General features: G+C 38.7%; 25 protein-coding genes. 9 read left to right on the plus strand and 16 right to left on the minus strand.

Going from position 1 to position 25,367, the window contains the following annotated elements; translation table 11 throughout:
• Nucleotides 1–174 precede the first annotated feature (174 nt).
• Nucleotides 175–1,077 carry a COX15/CtaA family protein gene (locus tag ACFX4E_RS06980; RefSeq protein WP_098578921.1) on the plus strand — a complete coding sequence of 301 codons (903 nt, stop codon included), beginning with the start codon at nucleotides 175–177 and terminating at the stop codon, nucleotides 1,075–1,077.
• Between the two features lie 39 nt (nucleotides 1,078–1,116).
• Here the strand turns inward: ACFX4E_RS06980 and pyc are convergent, their stop codons facing one another.
• The 3 genes from pyc to ACFX4E_RS06995 all read right to left on the minus strand — a co-directional run bounded on the left by pyc (nucleotide 1,117) and on the right by ACFX4E_RS06995 (nucleotide 6,300).
• Nucleotides 1,117–4,566, minus strand: a complete 3,450-nt coding sequence (pyc, locus tag ACFX4E_RS06985) for a pyruvate carboxylase (RefSeq protein ID WP_377237690.1) — start codon at nucleotides 4,564–4,566, stop codon at nucleotides 1,117–1,119.
• Between the two features lie 133 nt (nucleotides 4,567–4,699).
• Nucleotides 4,700–5,890 (minus strand): FtsW/RodA/SpoVE family cell cycle protein, encoded by a 1,191-nt coding sequence (locus ACFX4E_RS06990; protein ID WP_028407951.1) that lies wholly within the window; start codon nucleotides 5,888–5,890, stop codon nucleotides 4,700–4,702.
• Between the two features lie 143 nt (nucleotides 5,891–6,033).
• Nucleotides 6,034–6,300: an Fpa/YlaN family protein gene (locus tag ACFX4E_RS06995; RefSeq protein ID WP_370506486.1), complete on the minus strand. Its 267-nt coding sequence runs from the start codon at nucleotides 6,298–6,300 to the stop codon at nucleotides 6,034–6,036.
• Nucleotides 6,301–6,584: 284 nt separating this feature from the next.
• Between ACFX4E_RS06995 and ACFX4E_RS07000 the strand changes: the two genes are divergently transcribed.
• The gene (locus tag ACFX4E_RS07000) at nucleotides 6,585–7,082 is read left to right on the plus strand and encodes a peptidyl-prolyl cis-trans isomerase (protein ID WP_377237688.1); all 498 of its coding nucleotides are present in this window, start codon (nucleotides 6,585–6,587) and stop codon (nucleotides 7,080–7,082) included.
• Between the two features lie 37 nt (nucleotides 7,083–7,119).
• Here ACFX4E_RS07000 and ACFX4E_RS07005 read toward each other — a convergent pair whose 3' ends face one another.
• A complete protein-coding gene (locus tag ACFX4E_RS07005; protein ID WP_013056072.1) occupies nucleotides 7,120–8,448 on the minus strand; it encodes a PhoH family protein in 1,329 nt (442 codons plus the stop codon).
• Nucleotides 8,449–8,664: 216 nt separating this feature from the next.
• Here ACFX4E_RS07005 and ACFX4E_RS07010 point away from each other — a divergent pair, with 216 nt between their 5' ends.
• The gene (locus ACFX4E_RS07010; RefSeq protein ID WP_013056071.1) at nucleotides 8,665–9,264 is read left to right on the plus strand and encodes a YhcN/YlaJ family sporulation lipoprotein; all 600 of its coding nucleotides are present in this window, start codon (nucleotides 8,665–8,667) and stop codon (nucleotides 9,262–9,264) included.
• A gap of 26 nt (nucleotides 9,265–9,290) precedes the next feature.
• On the opposite strand, the gene ACFX4E_RS07015 is transcribed toward ACFX4E_RS07010, so the two are convergent.
• Entirely contained in the window at nucleotides 9,291–9,746 is a 456-nt protein-coding gene (locus ACFX4E_RS07015; RefSeq protein WP_377237685.1) for a pyridoxamine 5'-phosphate oxidase family protein, read from the minus strand.
• 185 nt (nucleotides 9,747–9,931) lie between these two features.
• Here ACFX4E_RS07015 and ACFX4E_RS07020 point away from each other — a divergent pair, with 185 nt between their 5' ends.
• Nucleotides 9,932–10,132 carry a YlaI family protein gene (locus ACFX4E_RS07020; protein ID WP_013056069.1) on the plus strand — a complete coding sequence of 67 codons (201 nt, stop codon included), beginning with the start codon at nucleotides 9,932–9,934 and terminating at the stop codon, nucleotides 10,130–10,132.
• Nucleotide 10,133: 1 nt separating this feature from the next.
• The gene (locus ACFX4E_RS07025; protein ID WP_028407948.1) at nucleotides 10,134–10,568 is read left to right on the plus strand and encodes a hypothetical protein; all 435 of its coding nucleotides are present in this window, start codon (nucleotides 10,134–10,136) and stop codon (nucleotides 10,566–10,568) included.
• A 24-nt stretch (nucleotides 10,569–10,592) separates the two neighbouring features.
• On the opposite strand, the gene ACFX4E_RS07030 is transcribed toward ACFX4E_RS07025, so the two are convergent.
• Together ACFX4E_RS07030 and typA are read right to left on the minus strand one after the other, a co-directional pair.
• Nucleotides 10,593–10,910 carry a YlaH-like family protein gene (locus tag ACFX4E_RS07030; RefSeq protein WP_013056067.1) on the minus strand — a complete coding sequence of 106 codons (318 nt, stop codon included), beginning with the start codon at nucleotides 10,908–10,910 and terminating at the stop codon, nucleotides 10,593–10,595.
• A 160-nt stretch (nucleotides 10,911–11,070) separates the two neighbouring features.
• The gene (gene typA, locus ACFX4E_RS07035) at nucleotides 11,071–12,909 is read right to left on the minus strand and encodes a translational GTPase TypA (protein ID WP_028407947.1); all 1,839 of its coding nucleotides are present in this window, start codon (nucleotides 12,907–12,909) and stop codon (nucleotides 11,071–11,073) included.
• 113 nt (nucleotides 12,910–13,022) lie between these two features.
• Between typA and ACFX4E_RS07040 the strand changes: the two genes are divergently transcribed.
• A complete protein-coding gene (locus ACFX4E_RS07040) occupies nucleotides 13,023–13,208 on the plus strand; it encodes a YlaF family protein (protein ID WP_016763441.1) in 186 nt (61 codons plus the stop codon).
• A gap of 108 nt (nucleotides 13,209–13,316) precedes the next feature.
• On the opposite strand, the gene ACFX4E_RS07045 is transcribed toward ACFX4E_RS07040, so the two are convergent.
• Nucleotides 13,317–14,123, minus strand: coding sequence for an inositol monophosphatase family protein (locus tag ACFX4E_RS07045; RefSeq protein WP_016763440.1), 807 nt, complete (start codon nucleotides 14,121–14,123; stop codon nucleotides 13,317–13,319).
• Between the two features lie 195 nt (nucleotides 14,124–14,318).
• A complete protein-coding gene (locus ACFX4E_RS07050; RefSeq protein WP_013056063.1) occupies nucleotides 14,319–14,504 on the minus strand; it encodes a hypothetical protein in 186 nt (61 codons plus the stop codon).
• A 267-nt stretch (nucleotides 14,505–14,771) separates the two neighbouring features.
• On the opposite strand from ACFX4E_RS07050, the gene ACFX4E_RS07055 reads away from it, so the two are divergent.
• Nucleotides 14,772–15,407: a YktB family protein gene (locus ACFX4E_RS07055; protein ID WP_050689384.1), complete on the plus strand. Its 636-nt coding sequence runs from the start codon at nucleotides 14,772–14,774 to the stop codon at nucleotides 15,405–15,407.
• 49 nt (nucleotides 15,408–15,456) lie between these two features.
• Here the strand turns inward: ACFX4E_RS07055 and ACFX4E_RS07060 are convergent, their stop codons facing one another.
• Nucleotides 15,457–15,726, minus strand: coding sequence for a UPF0223 family protein (locus ACFX4E_RS07060; RefSeq protein ID WP_013056061.1), 270 nt, complete (start codon nucleotides 15,724–15,726; stop codon nucleotides 15,457–15,459).
• A 531-nt stretch (nucleotides 15,727–16,257) separates the two neighbouring features.
• Between ACFX4E_RS07060 and ACFX4E_RS07065 the strand changes: the two genes are divergently transcribed.
• The gene (locus ACFX4E_RS07065) at nucleotides 16,258–17,733 is read left to right on the plus strand and encodes an aminotransferase class I/II-fold pyridoxal phosphate-dependent enzyme (RefSeq protein WP_028407945.1); all 1,476 of its coding nucleotides are present in this window, start codon (nucleotides 16,258–16,260) and stop codon (nucleotides 17,731–17,733) included.
• A 38-nt stretch (nucleotides 17,734–17,771) separates the two neighbouring features.
• Here ACFX4E_RS07065 and ACFX4E_RS07070 read toward each other — a convergent pair whose 3' ends face one another.
• Nucleotides 17,772–17,897 carry a GapA-binding peptide SR1P gene (locus tag ACFX4E_RS07070; RefSeq protein WP_013056059.1) on the minus strand — a complete coding sequence of 42 codons (126 nt, stop codon included), beginning with the start codon at nucleotides 17,895–17,897 and terminating at the stop codon, nucleotides 17,772–17,774.
• Between the two features lie 393 nt (nucleotides 17,898–18,290).
• Between ACFX4E_RS07070 and ACFX4E_RS07075 the strand changes: the two genes are divergently transcribed.
• A complete protein-coding gene (locus ACFX4E_RS07075; protein WP_028407944.1) occupies nucleotides 18,291–19,811 on the plus strand; it encodes a glycine betaine uptake BCCT transporter in 1,521 nt (506 codons plus the stop codon).
• Nucleotides 19,812–19,860: 49 nt separating this feature from the next.
• On the opposite strand, the gene ACFX4E_RS07080 is transcribed toward ACFX4E_RS07075, so the two are convergent.
• The 5 genes from ACFX4E_RS07080 to pdhA form a co-directional block, all read right to left on the minus strand.
• A complete protein-coding gene (locus ACFX4E_RS07080) occupies nucleotides 19,861–20,103 on the minus strand; it encodes a hypothetical protein (protein WP_028407943.1) in 243 nt (80 codons plus the stop codon).
• Nucleotides 20,104–20,352: 249 nt separating this feature from the next.
• Complete coding sequence (gene lpdA / locus ACFX4E_RS07085; RefSeq protein ID WP_028407942.1) at nucleotides 20,353–21,765, minus strand: dihydrolipoyl dehydrogenase; 1,413 nt, start codon at nucleotides 21,763–21,765, stop codon at nucleotides 20,353–20,355.
• Between the two features lie 3 nt (nucleotides 21,766–21,768).
• Complete coding sequence (locus ACFX4E_RS07090; RefSeq protein ID WP_028407941.1) at nucleotides 21,769–23,070, minus strand: dihydrolipoamide acetyltransferase family protein; 1,302 nt, start codon at nucleotides 23,068–23,070, stop codon at nucleotides 21,769–21,771.
• Between the two features lie 102 nt (nucleotides 23,071–23,172).
• Nucleotides 23,173–24,150, minus strand: a complete 978-nt coding sequence (locus ACFX4E_RS07095) for an alpha-ketoacid dehydrogenase subunit beta (RefSeq protein WP_013056055.1) — start codon at nucleotides 24,148–24,150, stop codon at nucleotides 23,173–23,175.
• 3 nt (nucleotides 24,151–24,153) lie between these two features.
• Nucleotides 24,154–25,269 carry a pyruvate dehydrogenase (acetyl-transferring) E1 component subunit alpha gene (pdhA, locus tag ACFX4E_RS07100; protein WP_013056054.1) on the minus strand — a complete coding sequence of 372 codons (1,116 nt, stop codon included), beginning with the start codon at nucleotides 25,267–25,269 and terminating at the stop codon, nucleotides 24,154–24,156.
• Nucleotides 25,270–25,367: the final 98 nt, after the last annotated feature.

Genomic DNA, 25,367 nt, shown 5'->3' on the forward strand with positions numbered 1-25,367 from the left:
TTTTACATATCTGTAGAGTCAAACTCATGAACAAACCTTACACTTTCTACCATTATAACAAATTCAATCAAGTTTATGGAGAATAAATGAAATTTATGTTTAATATACAAAAAGATTAGGATAAATTGTTTAGCTCGTTATATTACTTACTTTGCTTTTAGGATGGTGATTATTGTGCGACTTGGATTAAAATTTTTATCCGTTGTGACGAGCATGGCCATGTTACTTATTCTGCTTGGCGGTGCCCTTGTCACGAAAACTGGTTCAGCAGACGGGTGCGGAGATTCTTGGCCTCTGTGTAATGGACAGCTCATTCCCGACCCTTTAACATTCGAAACCGTTGTTGAACTAAGCCACCGCTTAGTTTCTGGCGTGTCGGGCTTTCTTGTGCTCGCTTTATGCGTATGGGCATGGATTTCACTAGGACATATAAAAGAAGTTAGACCTTTAGCGTTTATCTCTTTTTTCTTCCTAGTACTGCAAGCATTAATTGGAGCTGCCGCTGTTATGTGGGGGCAATCAGACGCAGTGCTTGCTCTTCATTTTGGTATTTCCCTTATTTCGTTTGCTTCTGTGCTGCTGTTAACACTTATTATCTTTGAAGTGGATCAAAAGCTCGACTCAACTAATATACAGCTAGGCTCTAAAATGAAAAAACACATCTACGGGGTTATCTTATACACGTATGCCGTTGTGTACACGGGCGCGCTTGTTCGCCATAAAGAAGCTAGCTTGGCTTGTCCAGACGTTCCATTTTGTTCAAACGGAAACGGTTGGCTACCTGTTGATTTGAATCAGTGGATTCAAATGGGACATCGATTCGTTGCTGTTTTAACGTTTGTATGGATATTAGCTGCCTTTATCCATGCAGTTAAATATTATCGCCATCAAAAAAATATTTTTTACGGATGGTTAGCCGCTCTCGTTCTAGTTATTTTTCAGGCGGTTTCCGGTATGCTTGTTGTTGTCACACGTCTGCAGCTAGAGCTCGCGCTTGCTCATTCTTTAATTATCTCTTTCCTATTCGGTATATTAAGCTACTTAACCTTACTTGCAACGCGTCATACACATAGTTAATCAAAAAAGGTACGAGCTCAGAGCTCGTACCTTTTTTGATTAGCTTTCTAATTCAATTAATAAATCCCCCGGCTGGATGCCATCTCCATTCGACACATGTACTTGTTTAATCACGCCGTCAAATGGTGCTTGCACGGTTGTTTCCATTTTCATTGCTTCTGTGATCATTAAGTGATCACCTTTTGAGACTTTATCGCCTTTTTCTACTACTACTCGAATAACGGTTCCAGGCATTGAAGCGCCGATGTGGGCCGGATTTGCTTGGTCGGCTTTTTGTTTTGCCGTAACGGTTGTTTTGACACTTTCGTCTTTAATCACGACTTCACGAGGCTGACCGTTCAATTCAAAGTATACCGCTCGCGTACCGTCTGCCTGCGGTTCTCCAATGGATACAAGGCGGACAATTAAGGTTTTTCCTTTTTCAATCTCAATTTCAACCTCTTCTCCTAAACGCATGCCGTATAGGAAAGTCGGGGTATCAAGAACAGAAATGTCCCCGTATTGTTCGACTGCTTTGTGATAATCCATAAATACTTTTGGATACAGCGCATAAGCAATGGCATCAAAACTCGTTACTTGACGATTTAAGTCTTTAAACAGCTTTTCTTTCACTGCATCGAAGTCCACATCTTCTAACAGTTCTCCAGGACGAACTGTAATAGGTTTTCTGCCTTTTAGAATGATGCGCTGAAGCTCTTTAGGGAATCCCCCGTGAGGCTGTCCTAAATACCCTTCAAACAATTCAATAACTGAATCCGGGAAGTCAAGCGTTTCACCGCGCTCAAACAGCGTTTCTTCTGTCAAGTTGTTTTGGACCATAAACAATGCCATATCTCCAACTACTTTTGATGATGGCGTAACTTTTACAATATCACCAAATAACAAATTCACGCGTGAATACATATCTTTTACTTCATCCCAGCGGTTTCCTAAACCAACTGCTTTTGCTTGTTGCTGTAAGTTGCTATATTGACCGCCTGGCATTTCATGCTCGTACACTTCCGTATGAGGAGCGTTCATGCCGCTTTCGAAGTCTTGGTAATATTTTCGCACGTCTTCCCAATAGTACGAAAGCTGTTCTAGATTTTTAATATCCAGATTTGGTCTGCGGTCCGCACCTTCTAATGCGTAATAAAGAGAGTTAGCACTTGGCTGAGACGTTAAGCCTGCCATTGAGCTTACGGCTACGTCTACAATGTCTACGCCTGCTTCAATTGCTTTTGCATACGTGTATACACCGTTTCCGCTTGTATCATGCGTATGAAGGTGGATTGGAATATCAACCGTTTCTTTTAGAGCCGATACTAAATCATAAGCTGCCTGCGGTTTTAAAAGACCCGCCATATCTTTAATACCCAGAATATGTGCTCCAGACTGCTCAAGCTCTTTTGCTAAGTTCTTGTAGTAATCCAAATCATACTTACGGCGCGTCGGATCTAAAATATCACCTGTATAACACATCGCTGCTTCTGCAATCTTTCCTGTTTGACGGACAGAGTCAATTGCAAGAGTCATTCCTTGCACCCAGTTTAAGCTGTCAAAGATACGGAAAACATCAATACCTGCATAAGCTGATTTTTCAACAAATTCCTTAATTACATTATCAGGATAGTTTTTATATCCAACCGCATTGGACGCGCGAAGAAGCATTTGGAAAAGAACGTTTGGCGCTTGTTGACGTAAAGTAAGCAAGCGATCCCACGGATCTTCTTTTAAGAATCGATAAGCAACATCAAACGTTGCTCCCCCCCACATTTCCATAGAAAATAAATCTGGAAGCAAGCGTGCAGTTGGGTTAGCTACTTGTCTTAAGTCGTTTGTACGAATACGCGTTGCTAAAAGAGACTGATGGCCATCACGGAAGGTTGTATCCGTTAATAGTACTTCCTTGCGTTCTTTCACCCAATTTACTAGCCCTTCAGCGCCTTTTTCATCTAAAATCTGCTTTGTTCCGTTTTGAATTGGTTTGCTTATATCCACACTAGGAACGCGCGGTTTCGTAAAGATCGGCTTTTTCTTTTCCGATACACCTGGGAATCCGTTTACCGTAACATTCCCAATGTATGTAAGCATTTTAGTTCCGCGGTCTTTTCGCTTCGGAAAAACAAAAAGTTCAGGCGTTGTGTCAATAAATGATGTATCATAAGCACCTGTTAAGAACTTATCATGCTTCACTACATTTTCAAGAAACGGAATATTTGTTTTAATTCCACGAATACGAAATTCTTTTAAATTCCGTACCATTTTTGATGCGGCTTGATCGAATGTTAATGCCCATGTTGTTACTTTTACTAACAGTGAATCATAATAAGGCGTAATTACAGCACCTTGGAAGCTGTTTCCCGTATCTAAGCGTACGCCAAAACCGCCACCAGAACGATAAGCCATAATCTTACCCGTATCCGGCATAAAATTGTTTAACGGATCTTCTGTCGTTACACGAGATTGAATCGCATATCCATGTACGTGAATTTGATCTTGTGCAGGAATGGATACTTCCTTGCTGTGAAGCGCGTAGCCGTCTGCAATTAAAATTTGCGATTGAACGATATCGATACCTGTAATCATTTCAGTAATTGTGTGCTCTACTTGAACACGTGGATTTACTTCAATAAAATAAAAATCGTTTCCTGATACTAAAAATTCTACTGTACCAGCATTTATGTACTGCACTTTTTCCATCAGCTGCACAGCTGCTTCACAAATGTGGAGACGTAAGTCTTCATCTATAGAAACACTTGGTGCTACTTCTACTACTTTTTGGTGACGACGCTGCACAGAACAGTCACGTTCATAAAGATGCACAACATTTCCTTGTTCATCACCTAAAATTTGCACTTCAATATGTTTTGGATTTTCAACTAGTTTCTCGACATACACTTCATCATTACCAAAAGCCGCTTTTGCTTCTGATTTGGCACGGTCATAAGATTCACTTAGGCTGTCTGCATCGCGAACGATACGCATGCCTCGACCGCCTCCGCCCAAAGCAGCTTTGATCATTAGAGGATATCCATGCTGATTAGCAAATTCTTTTGCTTCGTCAATTGAATCAATAGGACCATCCGTACCAGGAATAACGGGAATATCTGCTTGAATAGCCTGGTGACGTGCTTTTACTTTATCTCCAAACATATCAAGATGCTTGGATTTTGGACCAATAAAAATAATGCCTTCTTCTTCGCAACGTTTCGCAAATTGGATATTTTCTGACAAAAAACCATAGCCAGGGTGAATAGCATCTACATCATGAGACTTAGCAATGTCGATGATGCCTTCTATATCCAAATAAGCATCAATCGGTTTTTTCTCCGCTCCTACTAAATAGGCTTCATCCGCTTTGTAACGGTGATAAGAACCTGCGTCTTCCTTAGAATAAATCGCAACAGTCCGAATATTCAGTTCAGTACATGCTCGAAATACACGAATCGCAATTTCTCCTCGGTTTGCTACTAATACTTTTTTGATTTTTTTAGTTACAAAACTCATGTTGCTAATCTCCTCTCAATTTCGTATAAACTTCAATATATAGCAAAATTAGATAAAAGAAAAGCAAAAATCAATGGAAAATGATAAAATTCCAATAAATTTTTGCTTTTTTTACACAATTTTTTCACGAAAATCAATCGCTTGTTGTTGATGTATTGTTCGGATGTAGCACAATATTTTCCGTATTTTTCTGTTTTTTATTTTGATAATTTACGAAAAACGAAATATTTACAATAATTCCCATAGATACCATCAGCGTTAGCAGCGAAGACCCTCCGTAACTGATAAACGGAAGCGTGACGCCGGTAATCGGAATGAGTCCCGTAAGCCCTCCAAGGTTAATGCCTGTTTGAATACCTATCATACTGGCTACTCCAATACAAATCATGCTAGCAAACGGATCCTGAGATTTTTTAGCCAGCATTAAAATCCTGAAAATTAAGAAGCCTAAAAGACCCAGCACGAGCATAACTCCAAAGAACCCTAATTCTTCTGCAATAATAGCCATAATGAAATCGGTATGGGGCTCCGGAAGGTAACCATACTTTTGTACACTTTCTCCTAAACCAAGGCCTTTTAAGCCTCCTGTACCTATTGCTAAATATGAATTAACCAGCTGATAACCAGTTCCTTGAGCATTGGCAAATGGATCTGATGCACCGGTAAAACGGCCAATTCGATTGGCAGTAAACTGACCTGTAAAAAACCCAATTGTAATAATTACCGTAAGCAAAATGAGACCTAGTGCTAGCATGCGGAAAAAGGTTTTTTTAGAGATTCCCGAACACAGCATAATGGTAACGGCAATAGCAAAAATAATTGATCCCGTTCCAAGGTCAGGCTGAATAGCTACAAAGCCTAATATTAGAAATACAAGACCCATAGGTCCAAAAAAAGCTTTTTTGATGTTGTCAATATACTCTTGCCTTTTAGACAAAACATACGATAAGTATAAAATGACAACAAGCTTGGCATACTCAGCCGGCTGCATGTTTGCGCCGCCAAGCTGCAGCCAACTTTGGGCATTGTTACTCGTATGCCCCATTACAAACACAAGCAAAAGCAGTACAAAAATGCCCAGAATCGCATAAGGCAGTATTTTAGGATACAGCTTGTAAGGTGTTAGCATTGTTAAAATGAACAATACAAGCGTAAAAGCAAGCCACATTTTTTGTCTGTTGTAAAAGAAATCGCTTGACGTATGATATCTTGTAATACTTACAATCATACTTGAACTGTAAACCATAACTAGTCCAACCGCACAAAGAAGCAGCACTGGAATTACAATTGAATAGTCAAAATGCCTAAATATTTTTTTTACCATAACCCTCTTCCTTTAAAAATGACGTGTTTCTGTTTCGTTTCATCTTTTATGTACAAATTTGAGTAAATTAGGAAATTTCAACCACCTGTAATAAAAAACTCAAACTACGTTTATATATAGTTTGAGTTTCGATCGCGTGATTTTTATTTTTTTGTAAACGCTTCATGCAGTGCAGAAAGTTCACGCTCGAGGCGGTCTAGCAATGTTTTTCCAACACGTTCATCAATTAAACCAAGACGAACTGCAAAATCAATTTCTCTTGATAAACCAAACATTTGTGTATCTAAAACCTCTTCATAAAGAGGACATTGTGGCATTGTTAAGTTATCCATTTGAACTTGAATTAATTGCAAAATCTTATCTGCATCAGCTTTTAACAACGCATACGCTTTTTCACGATGATCTATCATTGTCTCAGGCGTCAAACTCAATCCCTCCGTTCGCGAGCGATTACCTAATCTATCTCTCAATTTTAAAGGCTATGCTCCAAAAAAGCAAGGATAAACATGTCCGTGAGGCTGGCCGTCTTTTTTATACTGTTACTTTCTCAAAACCGTTACCATAGATGTAGGAAATTTCGCACTTTCGTTGACCCTTACATTATATCATACGAGAATCACTCTCAACTAAATTTTTTCATCAAAGTGACAAATAAGTAGAAAGCGCTTATACTTTTAGCAAGGGGGCATTTATAATGAATTCAATTATTATGTTAAAAGGAAAAGTAAAATATACGCTGACACTCGACCCAAGCGTGTGGATTTTCGATGACCGCAAGCTCGATATGGACATTTTCTTTGAACATCCACCGGAGCAAAAAGACGAGACAGAAGCGTACACAAAGGCTGTTTCCAAGCATTGGGACCGTGAAATTCAAGAGGGAGCCGTCTTTCCTCCTACGTTAAAAACTGAAAAGAAATTCAAAAAACAGGAGCTAGTAAATGGGACATTCGGCATTTTATTTGCACCTTTTCTAGCTAACGCTTCACCTACTGAAGAAGCTACCAACGTTTCATTTAAAACAAAAGACGCGCTGATTTCTTTTTCATTAGAAGAAGCGCAAAAACTAATCTTTGGTTTCAGCCAAGATGGAAAGCCTCTTAGAGAAGATGGGCCTATCTATGTCTATTTGCCTGACGGATCTAACCGAAATAACCCTATTAAATATGTGGAAGAAATCATCGTTACATAATAAAAGAAGGGGGGTTCCAAAAGGAACCCCGCTTCTTTTAAAGAATATCAGCTGCTAATTGTGCCAGTCCTGAGCGCTCTCCTTTGATTAACCGAACGTGGCCCGATACTTTTTGCTCTTTAAACTTTTCGACTACGTACGTTAATCCGTTGTTATACTCATCTAAATAAGGATGATCAATTTGAGCCGGATCTCCCATAAGGACAATTTTACTCTTTTCCCCTACCCTTGTTAAAATTGTTTTAATTTCATGCTTTGTTAAATTTTGCGCTTCATCAATAATAATGAACTGTTCCGGAATGCTTCGGCCTCTTATATACGTCAAGGCTTCCACTTCTATTGAACTGAGCCCCGCTAGAATCGCATCCAGTTCTCCAGGCTTTTTAGTGTTGAATAAGTACTCTAGGTTATCATAAATTGGCTGCATCCATGGACGAAGCTTCTCCTGCTTTTCTCCTGGCAAGAATCCAATATCTTTCCCTAAAGGAACAATTGGACGAGCTACAAGTAGCTTTTTAAAACATCCTAGATCTTCCGTCTGCATAAGTCCTGAAGCTAAAGCAAGCAGCGTTTTACCCGTACCTGCCTTTCCAATTAACGTGACCAGTTGAACGTCGTCTCTAAGAAGAAGTTCTAAAGCCATAATTTGCTGAACATTTCGAGGTTTGATTCCCCAGATATGATCATATTCAAATAAAAGCTTTTTTACTTTTGTTGTTGTTTGATCGACAATGCCGATTGCTGATCCGGATCCCCCAAATGCATCTTTCATCACTAAGAATTGATTTGCAAAAAAGGAGTGGTTCGCAATTTGAGACGTTAGCAGTTCTCCTTTTTCGTAAAATTGACTCAGCAGTTCTTTTGCAATATAGACTTCCGAAAAGCCTGTATAAATACTATTGAACTCCACTACTCGATCACTTAAAAAATCTTCTGCTCTTAAGCCGATTGCGTCAGCCTTCACACGTACCAACACATCTTTACTCACTAGTATCACTTCACGTCCATCTTCTTTTGTTTCCTCTTCAAGAGATAGATTTTTAGCAACAGCTAAAATTCGATTATCATTTGTTTTTTCCACAAAGATTTCTTGAAGCTGTTGAAAAGAGCGATGATTGAGTTCAATTCGCAAATGGCCCCCATTTTCTAAAGGGATTTTCTCATATAACTTTCCATGTTGTCTCAAGTTATCAATGAGTTTGGATACCTGCCTTGCATTTCGTCCGACTTCATCCATATTTCTTTTTTTCGAATCAACTTCTTCTAGCACAACGGCCGGAATCACTACTTCGTTATCATCAAATGAAAAAATTGAATGCGGATCTTGTAATAAAACATTCGTATCTAATACATAAATTTTTCCCAATAATTCAGCCTCCTACTCCGATTGTTTTTCCTGTAAGGAGTGAAACAAGGCACCCATCCATTTATATACTATGTAACGCACATGTGTGAAGTGACCTTAAATGGACGGACCATTTTCTTTAAATATATGAACACGTGTATAAAGATAGAAGAACTATTAGAAACTAAATACAAATTACTACAAAAAATGAGTCATTCATAAGGAGGAGTCTCCCACATGAACAAATTTTTTCTATCCATTAGCTTATGTTTTATTACACTAACCGGCTGCAACAATAACCAAGCAGACGTTGAAGAAGGGCAAAAAACAGATCGAATTGTACAGGTTAAAAATTCATCTCCTGAACGCTCTCACAAGCGTACTGCTAATGAAATATCAGCTCATTTAGTTGAACTGGCTTCAAGCGTTCCGAATGTAAATGATGCTACTGCCATTGTGCTCGGTAAGTATGCAATCGTAGGCATTGACGTCGGCAAAGATATTGATCGTTCAGAAGTAAGTTCCATCAAATATACAGTTGCCGAAGGTCTGAAAGCTGATCCGTACGGCGCTAATTCTGTTGTTATTGCAGATCCTGATACGGTCGCTCGGCTAAAACAAATTGGAAATGAAATTCGCAAAGGTCGTCCGGTTACAGGGTTTTTAGATGAATTAGCAGCCATTGTAAACCGAGTGATGCCTGAATTTGCAGAAGAAATCCGCCGAAATCCTAGCTCAACAGATACAAATAATCAAAAATTAAATAATAAACAAGAGCAAAATTTAAAGAATGAGCAGGAAAAACAATCTAATAATCATCTTCAAAAAAACGAATAAGAAAGTCGCTTAGCGGCAGGCTGCTGCTAAGCTTTTTTTATCGCTTCAATTACTTGCCTATCGAGTTTAGCAGCTGCTACTGGATCATAGGTCTTTTCATATGAAGGGTTTACTGAAATCTTAGAACCATAGAACATAACGTCTCTTACTTCATTAATATCTAGTTCAATTAGCGTCAGCTTTAAAGCTACTCCTTCTAACTTTTCTTGCACTACCTCAGCTATTCCGCTGATTGAGTAGCATGATTCATTAGCAAGAATATTTACCACTGCTTTATTCGTATGTTTAATGTTTTCTACAATCCTCGATTTGACATCTACGGCAAATCGAACTTTTTGTTTAGTCGGAGCTACTAACCACGAAATGGCACTAACATTTGGACCGTTTGTTTCAAAATCAATAGTTGAAATGGTTGCAAATCTCTCTGTCTGTAGCTCATCGTATAATGCATCTACTAGTTGAGTCTCGACTTCGTTGGCCATTTTCATCCCTCCTACTGTTTATGTACTTACTAGTTACTATCTTCGAGCTAACAAGCAAAATTACCTGCTTCTTTAGGAATGTTTTCCTATCGTTTCTTTTCTACTGAAAGACAGCACCGCAAAAAAACTTTATAAAACAAGAATTTTCGGCTAGAATGATGTATAGAGAAGTTGAGGTGATAGAAATGAGAGTACAATGTGTCATGTGCGATAAAATTGAAACAATTGAGGATGAAACGCTTGTGGCAAAACGACTGCGCAACCGTCCTATCCATACATATATGTGCAATGAATGTTCTGAACGGATTGAAAAACGAACAAAAGAACGCATAGCTACTGGTAACTTTAAACTATATGAGTCGAAAAAGACAGAGGAGGATTGGTAAGGTGCTCCGATTAGGAATAAGTATTGGCATGTTAAGCGGGATTATCCTTGGGTTATGTTTAAAATGGATAGAGTGGCTAACCGGCAAACAAGTTTATACCCTTTTATTAAATGTTGATTTTATTCCTATGATTGGCCCTATTCAATGGCCTGAATGGGTAGAGTTTGTTTTTCATTTACTCATTGCCGCTGCAATTGGGATCGTTTTTGTTTACATAGTAGGTAAATTAAATAATATGTCTATTCGAAAAATCGTATTGTGTTCCTTTTTATTAACACTTCCAACCATTCCTTTGTATTTTCCGTTGACGCTGCTTGCGCTCAAGCCTACGCCTGCGGTGGATGATGCAGTAGCGATTTTTTATTGGACAGCTGGCCATTTAATTTTCGCAGCCGCTCTTGTCTTCGGCTATATCATACTAAAAAGACGCTTGTAGCTACAAGCGTCTTTTTATGTAGTTTTATGAACCCAACGTGGAGTTTTGCTTCTTAGCCTGATACAGCCGTATTTTATAAATAATCAACACAAGCGCTGCAACCACAAGCCCTTCAGCTACAGGTAAAAAAATGCCTAAAAACGTTAAGATCGTACATCCAAAAGCTAAAAACAGATAAATAACCACAGATTTTAAAAGCGGCAGCTTCTTTGCAAACCCGAGTTTGTACACGAGAACAGATAGCCCTAAAATGGTAAAGTATAACAGCCACATTCCTATTTTTGCATGTTCATCTACTTGATACAAAGCTGCAAAAAATGAAAGGTGTTCTTTTACATCCATATTTCTTCCCCCTATTCCTTACTTTACATTATTCGATATAAGCCACCTTTTTCCTTTCCAAACTCCTTCTTTATAAAACGCTTTCAAAAAATAGAAAATTCTGATATAATAGATAAAAAACAAGCCGCTAGCAAATAGAGCTAACGACTTACTTTTTTTATTATTTCGTGTCAGCGTATTTTTTCTTTTTCGCTGCTTTTTCACGTTCATTTTTATCAAGAACTTTTTTACGTAGACGAATAGATTCTGGTGTGATTTCACAATATTCATCTTCGTTTAAATATTCAAGTGATTGCTCTAAAGACATAATACGAGGTTTTTTCATACCTGTTGTTTGATCTTTATTAGCAGAACGCATATTCGTCATTTGCTTCATTTTACAGATGTTAACAACGATATCATTTTCACGAGTGTGTTCTCCTACGATCATACCTTCGTATACTTCTGTACCTGGCTCAACGAAAATTGTACCGCGGTCTTCTACGCCTTGGATTCCATAAGTAGATGATTTACCGCTTTCCATAGAAACAAGCACACCTTGACGGCGACCTCCAACTTGACCTTGCTGCATTGGTTGGTAGCTATCAAATGAATGGTTAATGATACCGAATCCACGAGTTAACGATAAGAACTCAGTTGTATAACCGATTAAACCACGTGCAGGAACCATAAAGATCAGACGAACTTGACCGCTGCCGTTGTTAATCATATCAACCATTTCACCTTTACGAGCACCCATTGATTCCATAATAGAACCCGTATGTTCTTCAGGCACGTCGATTTGCACACGTTCAACTGGCTCACAGCGAACGCCATCAATTTCACGAACGATTACTTCAGGTTTTGATACTTGAATCTCATATCCTTCACGACGCATGTTTTCAATTAAAATAGATAAATGAAGTTCTCCACGTCCTGAAACAACCCATACATCCGGTGAATCAGTATTTTCCACGCGTAAACTTACATCCGTCTCAAGTTCAGACATTAAGCGCTCTTCAATTTTACGAGATGTAACAAATTTACCTTCACGACCAGCAAACGGTGAATTGTTTACTAAGAACGTCATTTGTAAAGTAGGTTCATCAATACGTAAAATTGGCAGTGCATCTTGGTGGTCAAACGGACATACTGTTTCACCTACGTTGATGTCTTCCATTCCTGATACAGCGATCAGGTCTCCTGCTTTTGCTTCTTCGATTTCAACACGCTTTAAGCCTAGGAAACCGAATAATTTTGTTACACGGAATTGTTTTACCGTACCGTCAAGCTTCATTAATGCAACTTGCTGGCCTACTTTCATTGTTCCGCGGAATACGCGGCCTACACCGATACGACCAAGATAGTCATTGTAGTCAAGCATTGCCACTTGGAATTGAAGTGGTTCATCGCTGTTGTCTACTGGTGCTGGAATGTGCTCGATGATTGAGTCAAATAGAGATGACATGTTCTCATCTTGCTTTTCAGGATTCGTGCTAGCTGTTCCGTTGATTGCTGAAGCATAAACAACAGGGAACTCAATTTGTTCCTCGCTTGCACCTAGTTCAATAAATAAGTCAATTACTTCATCAACTACTTCAGTTGGACGAGCAAAGTCACGGTCAATTTTGTTAACAACAACAATCGGCGTTAAGTTTTGCTCTAATGCTTTTTTCAATACAAAGCGAGTTTGAGGCATACATCCTTCGTATGCATCTACTACAAGTAGAACACCGTCTACCATTTTCATAATACGCTCAACTTCTCCACCGAAGTCAGCATGTCCCGGCGTATCCATAATGTTGATACGCGTATCTTTATAATTAATAGCTGTGTTTTTCGCTAAAATTGTAATTCCACGCTCACGCTCAAGGTCATTTGAATCCATCGCACGTTCTTCAACATGCTCATTAGTACGGAATGTTCCGGACTGATGTAATAATTTATCTACTAACGTTGTTTTCCCATGGTCTACATGGGCAATAATGGCAATATTACGTAAATCTTTACGAATGTTCACGCATTTCACTCCTATGCTTGTAATAACTAAGCTATTATATCACACTAACTCTAGAATTGCAGAATGATTTTGTTGTACACTATAAATATCCGTTATAAATGGGAGGAATCAACATGAGAAACATTAAGTGGGTATTTGTTTTATATGCATTTATCGCAACTGCGGCAATTATGTCAATCGGCATATTTATCGGAGAAGGAAGCGCTCTCGGGGTCATTTTAGCTATCGCAGCTTTAATTGTTGTAATGGGCCTTGGCTTTACGACTAAGAAAAAAATGCGAGAAAAAGGGCAGCTGTAATTTTTTTGCGATGATTGAAAGCGTCATGGCCATTTGCAACATCAAAATGGTTCATGACGTTTTTTCATCACAAAATTCTTTGACTACACGTAAGTCTTCACTTCTATTTTATTTATTCCACTTTCCTTCAAGGTACGTACGAAAGATTTCGTCATGTAATGTTGGTTTGCTTACAAACACACTGCTTTTTTCAAGAATCTCTAACGGCTTTCCTTCTAAATCCGTCATAACTCCTCCAACTTCTTCAATCAATACTTTACCGGCAGCAAAGTCCCATGGAGCCAAACGTAAAGTAATGTATCCATCCAAGCGTCCAGCCGCTACGTAAGCAAGCTCAATAGCTGCGGATCCATATGAACGGGTCCCTCTTACTTTACGCACAAGCGGACTTAATACGGAAGGATCAATACGGCGGTTCTCCGTCACCCATGTTGCATTTAGGCTAATAATAGCTTGTTCAACTGGTACAGGTTCAAGTTTCGGCAATTGGATATCATTCATAAACGCGCCCTGTCCTTTTAAAGCATGATACAACTCATTATGAATAACATCATAAATATAACCTGCTTGTCCTACACCATTTTCAAATATACCGATGGAAATAGCAAAATTTCGCTGCTGATGAACAAAGTTCATCGTACCGTCGATTGGATCGATAATCCAAATCGTTCCTTCTTCTGATTCAAGCTCTTCTCCATATCCTTCTTCTCCGAGAATATGATGTTCCGGAAAGGTTTCATTGATTTTTGAGATAAAAAACTGTTCAATTTCTTTATCCATATTTGTTACTAAATCATTTGGATTCGATTTCGTTTGAATGAGAAGTTCTTTACTAAACGACTGTTGAATTTTTTGTCCAGCTTCTTTTAGCCACTCTTTAACGTATGTATCGATTTCTTTCCAGCGTTGCGTCATCTCAATTCCCCCTCAAAAATACGTCTCTTATTTAAGCTTAAAAAAACCTCTGCAAGATGTCAATTAACAGAGCACGTGGGAGAAGAACTGCCGCTTCTTCTCCCACGTGCTCTGTTACCACTTATGAATCTGCTCATTCAGTTTAATCCTTTTTTACAGTTTACCCTTATTTGTTCTATTTTATTCCCGTATCTGCTACTGAAGAGATATCATTTCTTCACGAAGTTTCTCGAGCTTTCGCTTACATTTTTGTTTTTGTTCCTCATTATTCTCCATCATGGCTTCATATAATGTCGCTAACTCGTAATCTAACTCCAAACGAATTACACCTAATCTTTTTTGTCCATCATTCTTCTTATACATATTCACCACTTGTTTCATTCTTCAAACACCCCTCTCAAATTATTGAACCCGCTTATAGAAAACTAAATTTTCAGATATTTTGATTGATATAGTCTATGTCGAAACCTAATCTCATGTAACTAAATTGTGTGATTACCTATAAAAAAATGATAGACACGTTTTGACAAGCATATGCGAATTAATTGGTGTTTATGCTTTTCATGTGGTAGAATCTTCGCGTAAATCATACTTACTTGCATAGATGCACAGCAGCTATACATATTCACTAAAAAACGGAGGTTTCACATGGCATTCTCAGGATTTTCACAAGATGACTTTAACGTATTCCGTATCGAGGGACTTGATGCACGTATGGAAGCCATCAAGACAACGATACGCCCAAAATTCGAACAATTGAGCAATCATTTTGCTCCTACTCTTTCTTCACTTTGTGGAGATGAAATGTTCATACACATTGCCAAACATGCACGAAGAACAGTTAACCCGCCAGCAGATACGTGGGTAGCCTTTGCTAATAGTAAACGCGGGTATAAAAAGCTCCCTCATTTTCAAGTTGGCCTTTGGGAAACACACGTCTTTGTGTGGTTCGCCGTCATTTACGAATCACCTATTAAAGAACAATTTGGAAAGCTGCTAAAACAAAACATTGAGGAGATTCGTCAACACATCCCAGCCTCGTTTGTTTGGTCGAAAGATCATACAAAACCTGATAGTGAAAAAATGGGCGACTTATCTTCTGAAGACTTAGAGAGTTTGTTTGAACGTCTAGAGACGGTTAAAAAAGCTGAGATCCTATGCGGCATTACGATTCCAAAAGAAGAAGCGATTGCAATGAACGGCGAAGAATGGATAGCTCGTATTGAACAAACATTTCATACGGTAACTCCATTATATGAACTAACTAAAAAAGCATATGCATAATTTTAACGAATTGATATAAAAAAAATGGAGCCAAGCTTGGCTCCATTTTTTACATTTTTATGATGTCTCCAGAAGAAGCAGCCTTTGCTTTTTGAATCGTTCGATAAGAAGAGTATTTGCTTTGGTCTTCAAAATCGTTACAGATTGTTTTTTCTTCTGCTTTACTTGGCACAATTTCTTTAAATCGGCGATAGACTGCCATTAGATGATCACGCTCAATACCTTTTTCATAAGCGCGTTCAATGCTTTCAAAAAACTTCACTACATCAATAATTTCTTCTGTACTCCAATCAAGGGAGATAGGGTATTGATATTCCACTTCTCATCACTCCATTTATTTCTTCAATCTATGTATATCTATATTCTTAACTCTATCACAATCTATAATGTACACAAAATTTATTCTCTTTTCACACAAAAGAATTTCTCCTTTTTTTTCTTTTTATTTTCTCTTTAAAATATCTTTGCAAATGGATTAATAAGTGCTATAATTCTTTTGTTTTATGGGGATTTTCAAAACATAAAGAACTATAAAATAATGAGTAATAAGCAGTTTACAATTACTTGTATTTTTTTAACTAAAAATTGTATTTATATTATCAAACAGTAGTAAACATACACGTTTCATTCATTTATATAATGGTTAAAATCAAGAAAACTGCCGAGTAGAATTTCTGTTGAATTTCTTTTATAGAAAAAAGATCCGATATTTTAATATGTAGAATTCAACAGCCACTAGTTTTGGGTATATAAAATTGAATGCTGTAATTTGATAAAAAAACAATCAAAGTCCCTCTAAGCTTTGCTTAGAGGGACTGACAATTTATGATAAAAGAGGTGTATAGCAAAGTTGTCTTCTCAATTTTCAACTCCATTATTTACTGGATTGGTTAATCACGCTAAGAAAAATCCAACACAATTCCATATCCCTGGACATAAAAAAGGAAATGGAATGGATCCTGAATTCCGCTCATTTATTGGCGATGATGCTTTATCCATTGATTTAATTAATATCGGTCCTCTTGATGACCTTCACCAGCCAAAAGGCATTATCAAACAAGCGCAGGATTTAGCTGCAGAAGCATTTGGTGCTGACCATACTTTTTTCTCTGTTCAAGGAACGAGCGGAGCAATTATGGCAATGGTTATGGCGACATGTGGGCCTGGAGATAAAATTATCGTTCCTAGAAACGTGCATAAATCTGTTATGAGTGCGATTGTTTTTTCAGGAGCTACGCCTATTTTTATTCATCCTGAAATTGACGAAAAGCTTGGTATTTCTCACGGTATCACATCGGACTCTGTAGAAAAAGCCTTGAAGCAGCACCCTGAAGCAAAAGCAGTGCTTGTTATCAATCCAACTTACTTTGGAATTTCGGGAGACCTTCGTAAAATCGTAGAAATTGCCCACTCGTATCAAGTACCTGTACTTGTTGATGAAGCTCACGGCGTTCATATTCACTTCCATGATGATTTGCCTCTGTCTGCTATGCAGGCCGGTGCAGATATGGCCGCAACAAGCGTGCATAAATTAGGTGGCTCTATGACGCAAAGTTCAATTCTAAACATACGCGAAGGCTTAATTTCTCCAAAACGTGTACAGTCTATTTTAAGCATGCTGACAACAACATCAACATCTTATCTGCTGCTGGCTTCTTTAGATGTTGCACGAAAACGTTTAGCTACAGAAGGGAAAGAGCTGGCTGAACGTGCAATTTCTCTTGCTGAAAAAGCACGAAAAGAAATTAATACAATTGAGCATATCCGATGTATAGGCAGAGAAATTTTAGGGACAAAAGCTACGTATGATTTAGACCCTACTAAATTAATTATTTCTGTTTCAGATTTAGGAATTACGGGCTATGACGTAGAAAAATGGATGCGTGAAGCTCATAATATCGAAGTTGAAATGTCTGACCTTTATAATATCTTATGTATTATCACGCCTGGAGATACTGAAGAAGACCTTTCACGTCTGGTCACAGCTCTGCGTGAGTTATCTGCAAAATTCCATAATCTTTCTGAGACAACGGCAAAACCCGCTATTTTATTGCCTGATATTCCTGTATTGGCTTTAACACCTCGCGATGCTTTTTACGCTGAAACCGAAGTGGTACCTTTTCATGAATCGGCAGGCCGTATTATTGCAGAATTTGTGATGGTCTACCCTCCTGGTATTCCTATTTTTATTCCTGGGGAAATCATCACTGAGGAAAATTTAACCTACATTGAAACGAACTTAGAGGCAGGTTTACCCGTGCAGGGTCCGGAAGACTTTGAATTAAAAACATTTCGTGTCATTAAAGAGCATAAAGCAATTCAATAAAAAAAAGGTGCGAAGTTCCGCACCTTTTTTTTATTGAATTAATCTAAATCTTCATCTGCTTTTTGACATTCTCCGCTTTTACATGTTGAGTATAATCGCGTCACTTTCTCATCTTCGAAATGATCAATTGTGCAGTTACATGTTTGACATACGATTGTTCCCATTTTGTAAACTCCCCTTTAACCGTCTTTTTTTGTAAGCGTTTTACAACTCTTGATATTATATTATTATGTCACATTAAATATGTCAACAACTAATTAGTATGTCACATTAAAAATATTTTTCTCATAAATGTTATATTTGTTTTCAAAAATCTGAATGCTTAGCATCATCTCTATTTATATGAAAAAACAATGTCTACTTTCACATCTATTTCCGCACTTTAAAATAATTACGAAAAATAAGAATTGGAGCTCTTGCCGTTTTTTCTTACTAATAGGGTAGACATTTCATGCAAACTTTACTAGAATGTATAACCATATGGTTTCATGTATACCTAAAAAGGTTATATGAGAAACTATGTTATGTAAAATTGAATAGGAAAGGAGCGATAATCGATGAAAAAACTGACTCCTGTTTTTATCATTTCGGTTATTATTGCTGCAGTATTTATCGTATGGGGTGTTATTCCAGAATCTGTGCTAGGAAGCGCAGCGCTTACACCTGTCACATCGGCAATACATAGTTTTATCATCGAGAAATTTGGCTGGTACTACTTATTAGCAGCTACATTATTCTTAGTTTTTACGCTGTACTTAATTTTTTCAAAGTACGGAAATATTAAACTAGGTAAACCTGACGAAAAACCTCAGTATGGTTATATCTCGTGGTTTGCCATGTTATTTAGTGCTGGTATGGGGATTGGACTTGTATTCTGGGGTGTTTCAGAACCAATCAATCATTTTCATACTCCACCTTCTGGTGAAGGCGGTACAGCAGAATCAGCTCGCGCTGCTCTACGTTATTCGTTTTTCCACTGGGGCTTACATCCTTGGGCTATTTATTCCGTTCTTGCACTGGCCCTTGCATATTTTCAATTTAGAAAAGGTTACCCGTTCATCATCAGTAATATTTTACGTCCACTATTAGGCAAACGTGTTGATGGACCTCTTGGAACGATCATAAACGTCATCGCCGTATTTGCAACTGTTTTTGGGGTAGCAACATCTCTAGGACTGGGTGCTATTCAAATTACCGGTGGAGCCTCTTACTTGTCGCCAAGTATTGATAATAATTTCACGACTCAATTAATTGTTATTATTATCGTGACGTTCTTGTTCATGCTGTCAGCACAGACGGGGCTGAACAAAGGTATTAAGTATTTGAGTAACATTAATATTGTTTTAGCTATTCTGCTAATGTTGTTCTTGTTATTTGCAGGTCCAACCAACTTTATTATGGACTTATTCGTTACAACCATTGGCAGCTACATTCAAAACTTGCCGTCAATGAGTTTTCGATTGAGCCCGTTTGATGACAGCACCTGGGTTCAAGATTGGACAATTTTCTACTGGGCATGGTGGATCGCTTGGGCACCGTTCGTTGGTACGTTCATTGCTCGTATTTCACGAGGCAGAACCATTCGAGAATTTTTAATTGGTGTACTAGCTGTTCCGACCGTATTTGGTGGATTATGGTTTGCTGTATTCGGAGGTTCTGGGGTCTACTTAGACTTTTTTAAGGATCTTCCTGTTATGGATGTTATCAACAATAAAGGAACAGAAGTTGCTTTATTCTATGTACTTGAACAGTTTCCATTTGGTACGTTTATGTCCATTGTCGCTATTTGCTTAATTGCTACGTTCTTTATTACATCAGCTGACTCAGCTACATTTGTTTTAGGAATGCAGACAACAAATGGTGATCTAAATCCTTCAGGCTCTATTAAACTTACGTGGGGATTAATTCAATCGTTAACAGCAATCATTCTGCTTTGGACAGGTGGTTTGGACGCGCTCCAAACAGCTGCGATTATAGCAGCACTTCCATTCTCAATTGTGCTGGTGCTAACCGTCTTCTCATTAATGAAAGCATTTAAAGAAGAAGGCGCATTAAAAAGAGAAAAGAAATCTGTGTAAGACAAAAAAAGCGTTAGCTTATATAAGCTAACGCTTTTTTTATGCAATCTTACGCTGTGCAAAATAAAATTAGTTGATAACATGTCAAGCAGACAGCTGAAGTCATACCCGTCATCATAAGCGCCAGTCTTTTAGATTTGACGTTCATTTCTGCTATGCCGTAAGCTAAATAAGCAAATACTAAAAATAAAATAATTTTAGATGTCAACTGATCACGTTTTGATAGCAATTCAACCAGTGAATAACCCACCCAAATAACAATGTGTAAGCTCCAAACGAAATACGTCTTCATAGCTCCTTCGCCGCCTTTTCATTCGTTATCCAAAAGAGCAATTTTTTTATCTACCTATAAGGAAAGCACGTCCCACTTCATATGTATGCATCTAGAGCTCATTTAAGACTGCCTCAGCGCTTTTTACACGTTTCCTCTAAAGGAGTTACTCATCATCAACAAAAACTGTCTGACAAGCATCTAATACTTTATGAAAACCGTTTTCTTCAAAAAAAAAGCTGATGCATACGCATCAGCTTTTTAAAAACATTATTTTACAATGTGAATTGGGCTTCCAATAGCTACTTCAGCAGCTTCCATTGTGATTTCACCTAATGTTGGGTGAGCGTGAATTGTTAATGCGATATCTTCAGCTGTTACGCCAGCTTCGATAGCAAGACCAAGCTCAGCAATCATATCAGATGCGCTAGGTCCAGCGATTTGAGCACCAACAACTACTCCGTCTTCTTTACGAGTGATAAGCTTCAAGAAGCCTTCTGCAGCGTTAAGTGCAAGTGCACGTCCGTTAGCAGCAAATGGGAATTTAGAAGCTTTAACAGCTAACCCTTCTTCTTTCGCTTGTGCTTCAGTATAACCTACAGATGCAAGCTCAGGCTCAGAGAATACAACTGCTGGAATTCCTAAGTAGTCAATTTCAGCAGGTTCGCCAGCGATTACTTCAGCTGCGATTTTACCTTCGTAAGAAGCTTTGTGTGCAAGTGGTGGTCCAGTTACGATATCACCAATTGCAAAGATGTTGCTTACAGATGTACGAGTTTGGTTATCGATTTCGATAAGACCACGGTCAGTCATTTTAACGCCAACTTGCTCAAGACCAAGCTCATCAGTGTTAGGACGACGACCTACAGTAACTAATACGTAGTCAGCATCGATTACTTTTGACTCTCCGCCTACTTCAAACGTAACTTGTACGCCGTCAGCAGTTTCTTCAACACCTTTAGCCATTGCTTTTGTATAGATTTCAACGTTTCCTTTTTTCTTAAGGTTACGTTTAACAAGTGAACTCATTTGTTTTTCAAAACCAGCTAAGATTTCATCAGCAGCTTCTACAAATGTAACTTCTGTACCGAAGTTAGCAAAAGCAGTACCAAGCTCAGTACCGATGTAACCTCCGCCGATTACAACTAATTTTTTAGGAACTTCTTTAAGCGCTAATGCACCTGTAGAGTTGATTACGCGCTCAGAGAATTTGAATCCAGGGATCTCGATTGGACGAGAACCAGTTGCAAGGATTGCATTTTTGAATTTGTACGTTTGTGCTGAATTTTCATCCATTACACGTACAGTTTCGCTGTCAACGAAGTAAGCTTCACCTTTTACGATGTCAACTTTGTTACCTTTAAGAAGGCCTTCAACACCGCCAGTAAGTTTGTTTACAACGCCGTTTTTGAATTCTTGAACTTTAGAGAAATCAACTGTTACGTTCTCAGCGATAATCCCCATGTCTTCAGAATGTTTAGCGTGTTCAAAACGGTGACCTGCAGCGATTAATGCTTTTGAAGGAATACAACCAACGTTTAAGCATACGCCTCCAAGAGTACCTTTTTCTACGATTGTAACTTTTTGACCTAATTGAGCTGCACGAATTGCTGCAACGTAGCCACCAGGGCCAGCACCAATGACAAGAGTATCAGTTTCGATTGGGAAATCTCCTACTACCATTTATTACGCCTCCATTAATAATAATTCTGGATCATTTAATAAACGCTTGATTTGGTTAAGAGCGTTTTGAGCTGTTGCACCATCGATAATACGGTGGTCAAAGCTTAGTGATAATGCTAATACTGGAGCAATTACAATTTCACCGTCGCGTACAACTGGTTTTTCAGCGATACGTCCGATACCTAGAATTGCAACTTCTGGGTGGTTGATAACTGGAGTAAACCATTGTCCACCAGCAGAACCGATATTTGTGATTGTACAAGAAGCGCCTTTCATTTCAGCAGGAGCTAATTTACCATCACGTGCTTTTCCAGCAAGGTCGTTAATTTGATCAGAAATTTCGAACACAGATTTACGATCAGCATTTTTCACAACTGGTACTAAAAGACCTTTTTCAGTGTCAGCAGCGATACCGATGTTGTAGTAATGTTTTTGAATTACTTCATCTGTAGAGTCATCGATTGAAGTGTTAAGAGCTGGGAACTTCTTAAGTGCTGAAGTTAACGCTTTTACCACGTAAGGTAAGAATGTTAATTTAATACCTTGATCTGCTGCAACTGTTTTGAATTTTTTACGATGAGCAACAAGAGCTGTTACATCGATTTCATCCATTAATGTTACGTGTGGAGCAGTGTGTTTAGAGTTAACCATAGCTTTTGCGATTGCACGGCGGATACCGCTCATTTTCTCGCGAGTTTCTGGTAGGTCGCCTTCAGGAATAGCTTGTGCTGCTGCTGCTTTTGGTTCAGCTGAAGCAGTTTCCTCTTTAGCTGGAGCTTCAGCAGTTGCTGTAGCTGTAGAACCACCAGATAGGAAGCTATCGATGTCATCTTTAACAATACGTCCGTTTTTACCTGAACCAGGAACAGCTTTAATGTCTACACCTTTTTCACGAGCATATTTGCGCACTGAAGGCATAGCAATTACTTTACGGTTAGGATCAACATCAGCTTGTGCTGCAGGAGCTGTTGCTTCTTCAGTCACTTCTTCAGTTGAAGCTTCTTCTTTAGCTTCTTCTGCTGGTGCATCATCATGATCGTCACCTTTGAATTTTAAGTCTTCGTATCCAGGAGCATCAAAAGTAACGATAACTTGTCCTACAGTAGCTACTGTACCTTCGTCAACTTTTACTTCTAATACTTTACCTTTTACAGGAGATGGGATTTCAACAACAGCTTTGTCATTTTGTACTTCTGCTAGTACATCATCCTCATCAATTTCATCTCCAGCTTTTACGAACCATTTTACAATTTCACCTTCGTGGATACCTTCACCGATATCCGGCAGTTTAAATTCAAATGCCACGTGTCTTCACCCTCCTAGTTAGTTGCGTTCAATTTGTTAGTGTTTATTTTATCTAAGACAGAAATCAGCACAAAGCTGATTTCTATCACAGTAAAATGCTAATTAAAATTCAAGTACTTTCTTAGCTGTTTCAACGATATCTTTGTGGTCTGGTAACCATACGCCCTCAGCTTGAGAGAATGGGAACACAGTATCCGGTGCTGTTACACGTAATACTGGTGCTTCTAAGCTTAAGATTGCACGATCGTTAATTTCAGCTACAACGTTAGCTGCGATACCAGCTTGTTTTTGAGCTTCTTGAACTACTACTACGCGACCAGTTTTTTCAACTGATGCAAGAATTGTATCGATATCTAAAGGTTGAACTGTACGTAAGTCCACTACTTCAGCAGAGATACCTTCTTTTTCTAGTTCTTCAGCTGCTTTTAATGATGAGTGTACCATTGCACCGTAAGCGATAAGCGTTACGTCTGTACCTTCACGTTTCACATCAGCTGTACCTAAATCAATTGTGTATGATTCTTCAGGTACTTCTTGACGGAATGAACGGTAAAGCTTCATGTGCTCTAAGTATACAACCGGATCGTTATCACGAATTGATGAAATTAAAAGACCTTTTGCATCGTATGGAGTTGAAGGGATTACAACTTTTAAACCAGGTTGAGATGCTACGATACCTTCTAAGCTATCAGCGTGAAGTTCTGGTGTATGAACGCCTCCACCAAATGGTGAACGGAATGTGATTGGTGCATTCCAGCGACCGCCAGAACGGTAGCGCATACGTGCAGCTTGACCTGATACAGAATCAAGTACTTCGTATACGAAACCAAAGAATTGAATTTCAGGAACCGGACGGAAACCTTGAGTCGATAGACCTACAGCAAGACCACCGATACCAGATTCAGCTAATGGCGTATCGAATACGCGATCTTCGCCGAATTCTTGTTGAAGACCTTCAGTCGCACGGAATACTCCACCGTTTACGCCAACGTCTTCACCAAAAACTAATACGTTTTCGTCGTTTTTCATTTCTGTGCGTAACGCATCAGTAATCGCTTGAATCATTGTCATTTGCGCCATGGCTTACTTCGACTCCTTCTCTTTGTAGATTTCATATTGCTCTTGTAAGTTTGAAGGCATAGTTTCGTACATGATTTCCATTAAATCTGTAACTTTTTGTTTTGGATAATCGTCAGCCTTCTTAATAGCTTGTTTGATATCTTCTTTAGCTTGCTCGATTACTTTGTTTTCTTCTTCTTCATTCCAGATGCCTTTAGCTTCTAAGAATTTACGGAAGCGAACAAGTGGATCTTTCTTTTCCCACTCAGTGTCAAGCTCAGCTGTACGATAACGAGTTGGATCGTCACCAGCCATTGTATGTGGACCATAACGGTAAGTTAATGTTTCAATTAAAGTTGGACCTTCACCGTTTACTGCACGCTCACGAGCTTCGCTTACTGCAACGTATACTGCTAGTGCATCCATACCGTCTACCTGAACGCCTGGGATACCAACAGCCGCTGCTTTTTGAGCGATTGTACGTGCTGCAGATTGCTTTTCAACTGGTGTTGAAATTGCAAAGCGGTTGTTTTGTACAACAAAGATTGCTGGAGCTTTGAATGCACCTGCGAAGTTCATACCTTCGTAGAAGTCACCTTGTGAAGCTCCGCCGTCACCTGTATAAGTGATCGCTACTGCTTTTTTACCGCGCTTTTTAAGACCTAGTGCCACACCAGCAGTTTGCACGATTTGTGCACCGATGATGATTTGTGGAGAAAGTACGTCTACACCTTCTGGCGCTTGGTTACCGTGGAAATGACCACGAGAGAATAAGAACGCTTGATATAGTGGAAGACCATGCCAAATTAACTGAGGCACATCACGGTACCCAGGTAAAATGAAGTCTTCTTTTTCTAATGCGAAATGTGAAGCGATTTGAGAAGCTTCTTGCCCAGCAGTTGGTGCATAGAAACCTAAACGACCTTGACGGTTCAATGAAATTGAACGTTGATCAAGAATACGAGTGTATACCATGCGAGTCATTAACTCTTTTAATTTTTCGTCAGATAAATCTGGCAACGCTGATTTATTTACTACTTCGCCCTCTTCATTAAGAATTTGGAACGTTTGGTACTGCTCAGCGATTTTATCAAGTTGCTTTGATACATCAATAATAGCTTTTTTAGTTTTAGCAGCCATCTAAGTCACCTCTTCCTTTCATTTAAGCCGTATAAATTCATTTTACTAATCAAACAAACATACACGCTTTTAGAATGTCCCAAATGGACAAGTAAAAG

Origin of the sequence: Priestia sp. YIM B13491 (genome assembly GCF_042787605.1) — a bacterium.
GTDB lineage: Bacteria > Bacillota > Bacilli > Bacillales > Bacillaceae_H > Priestia > Priestia megaterium_E.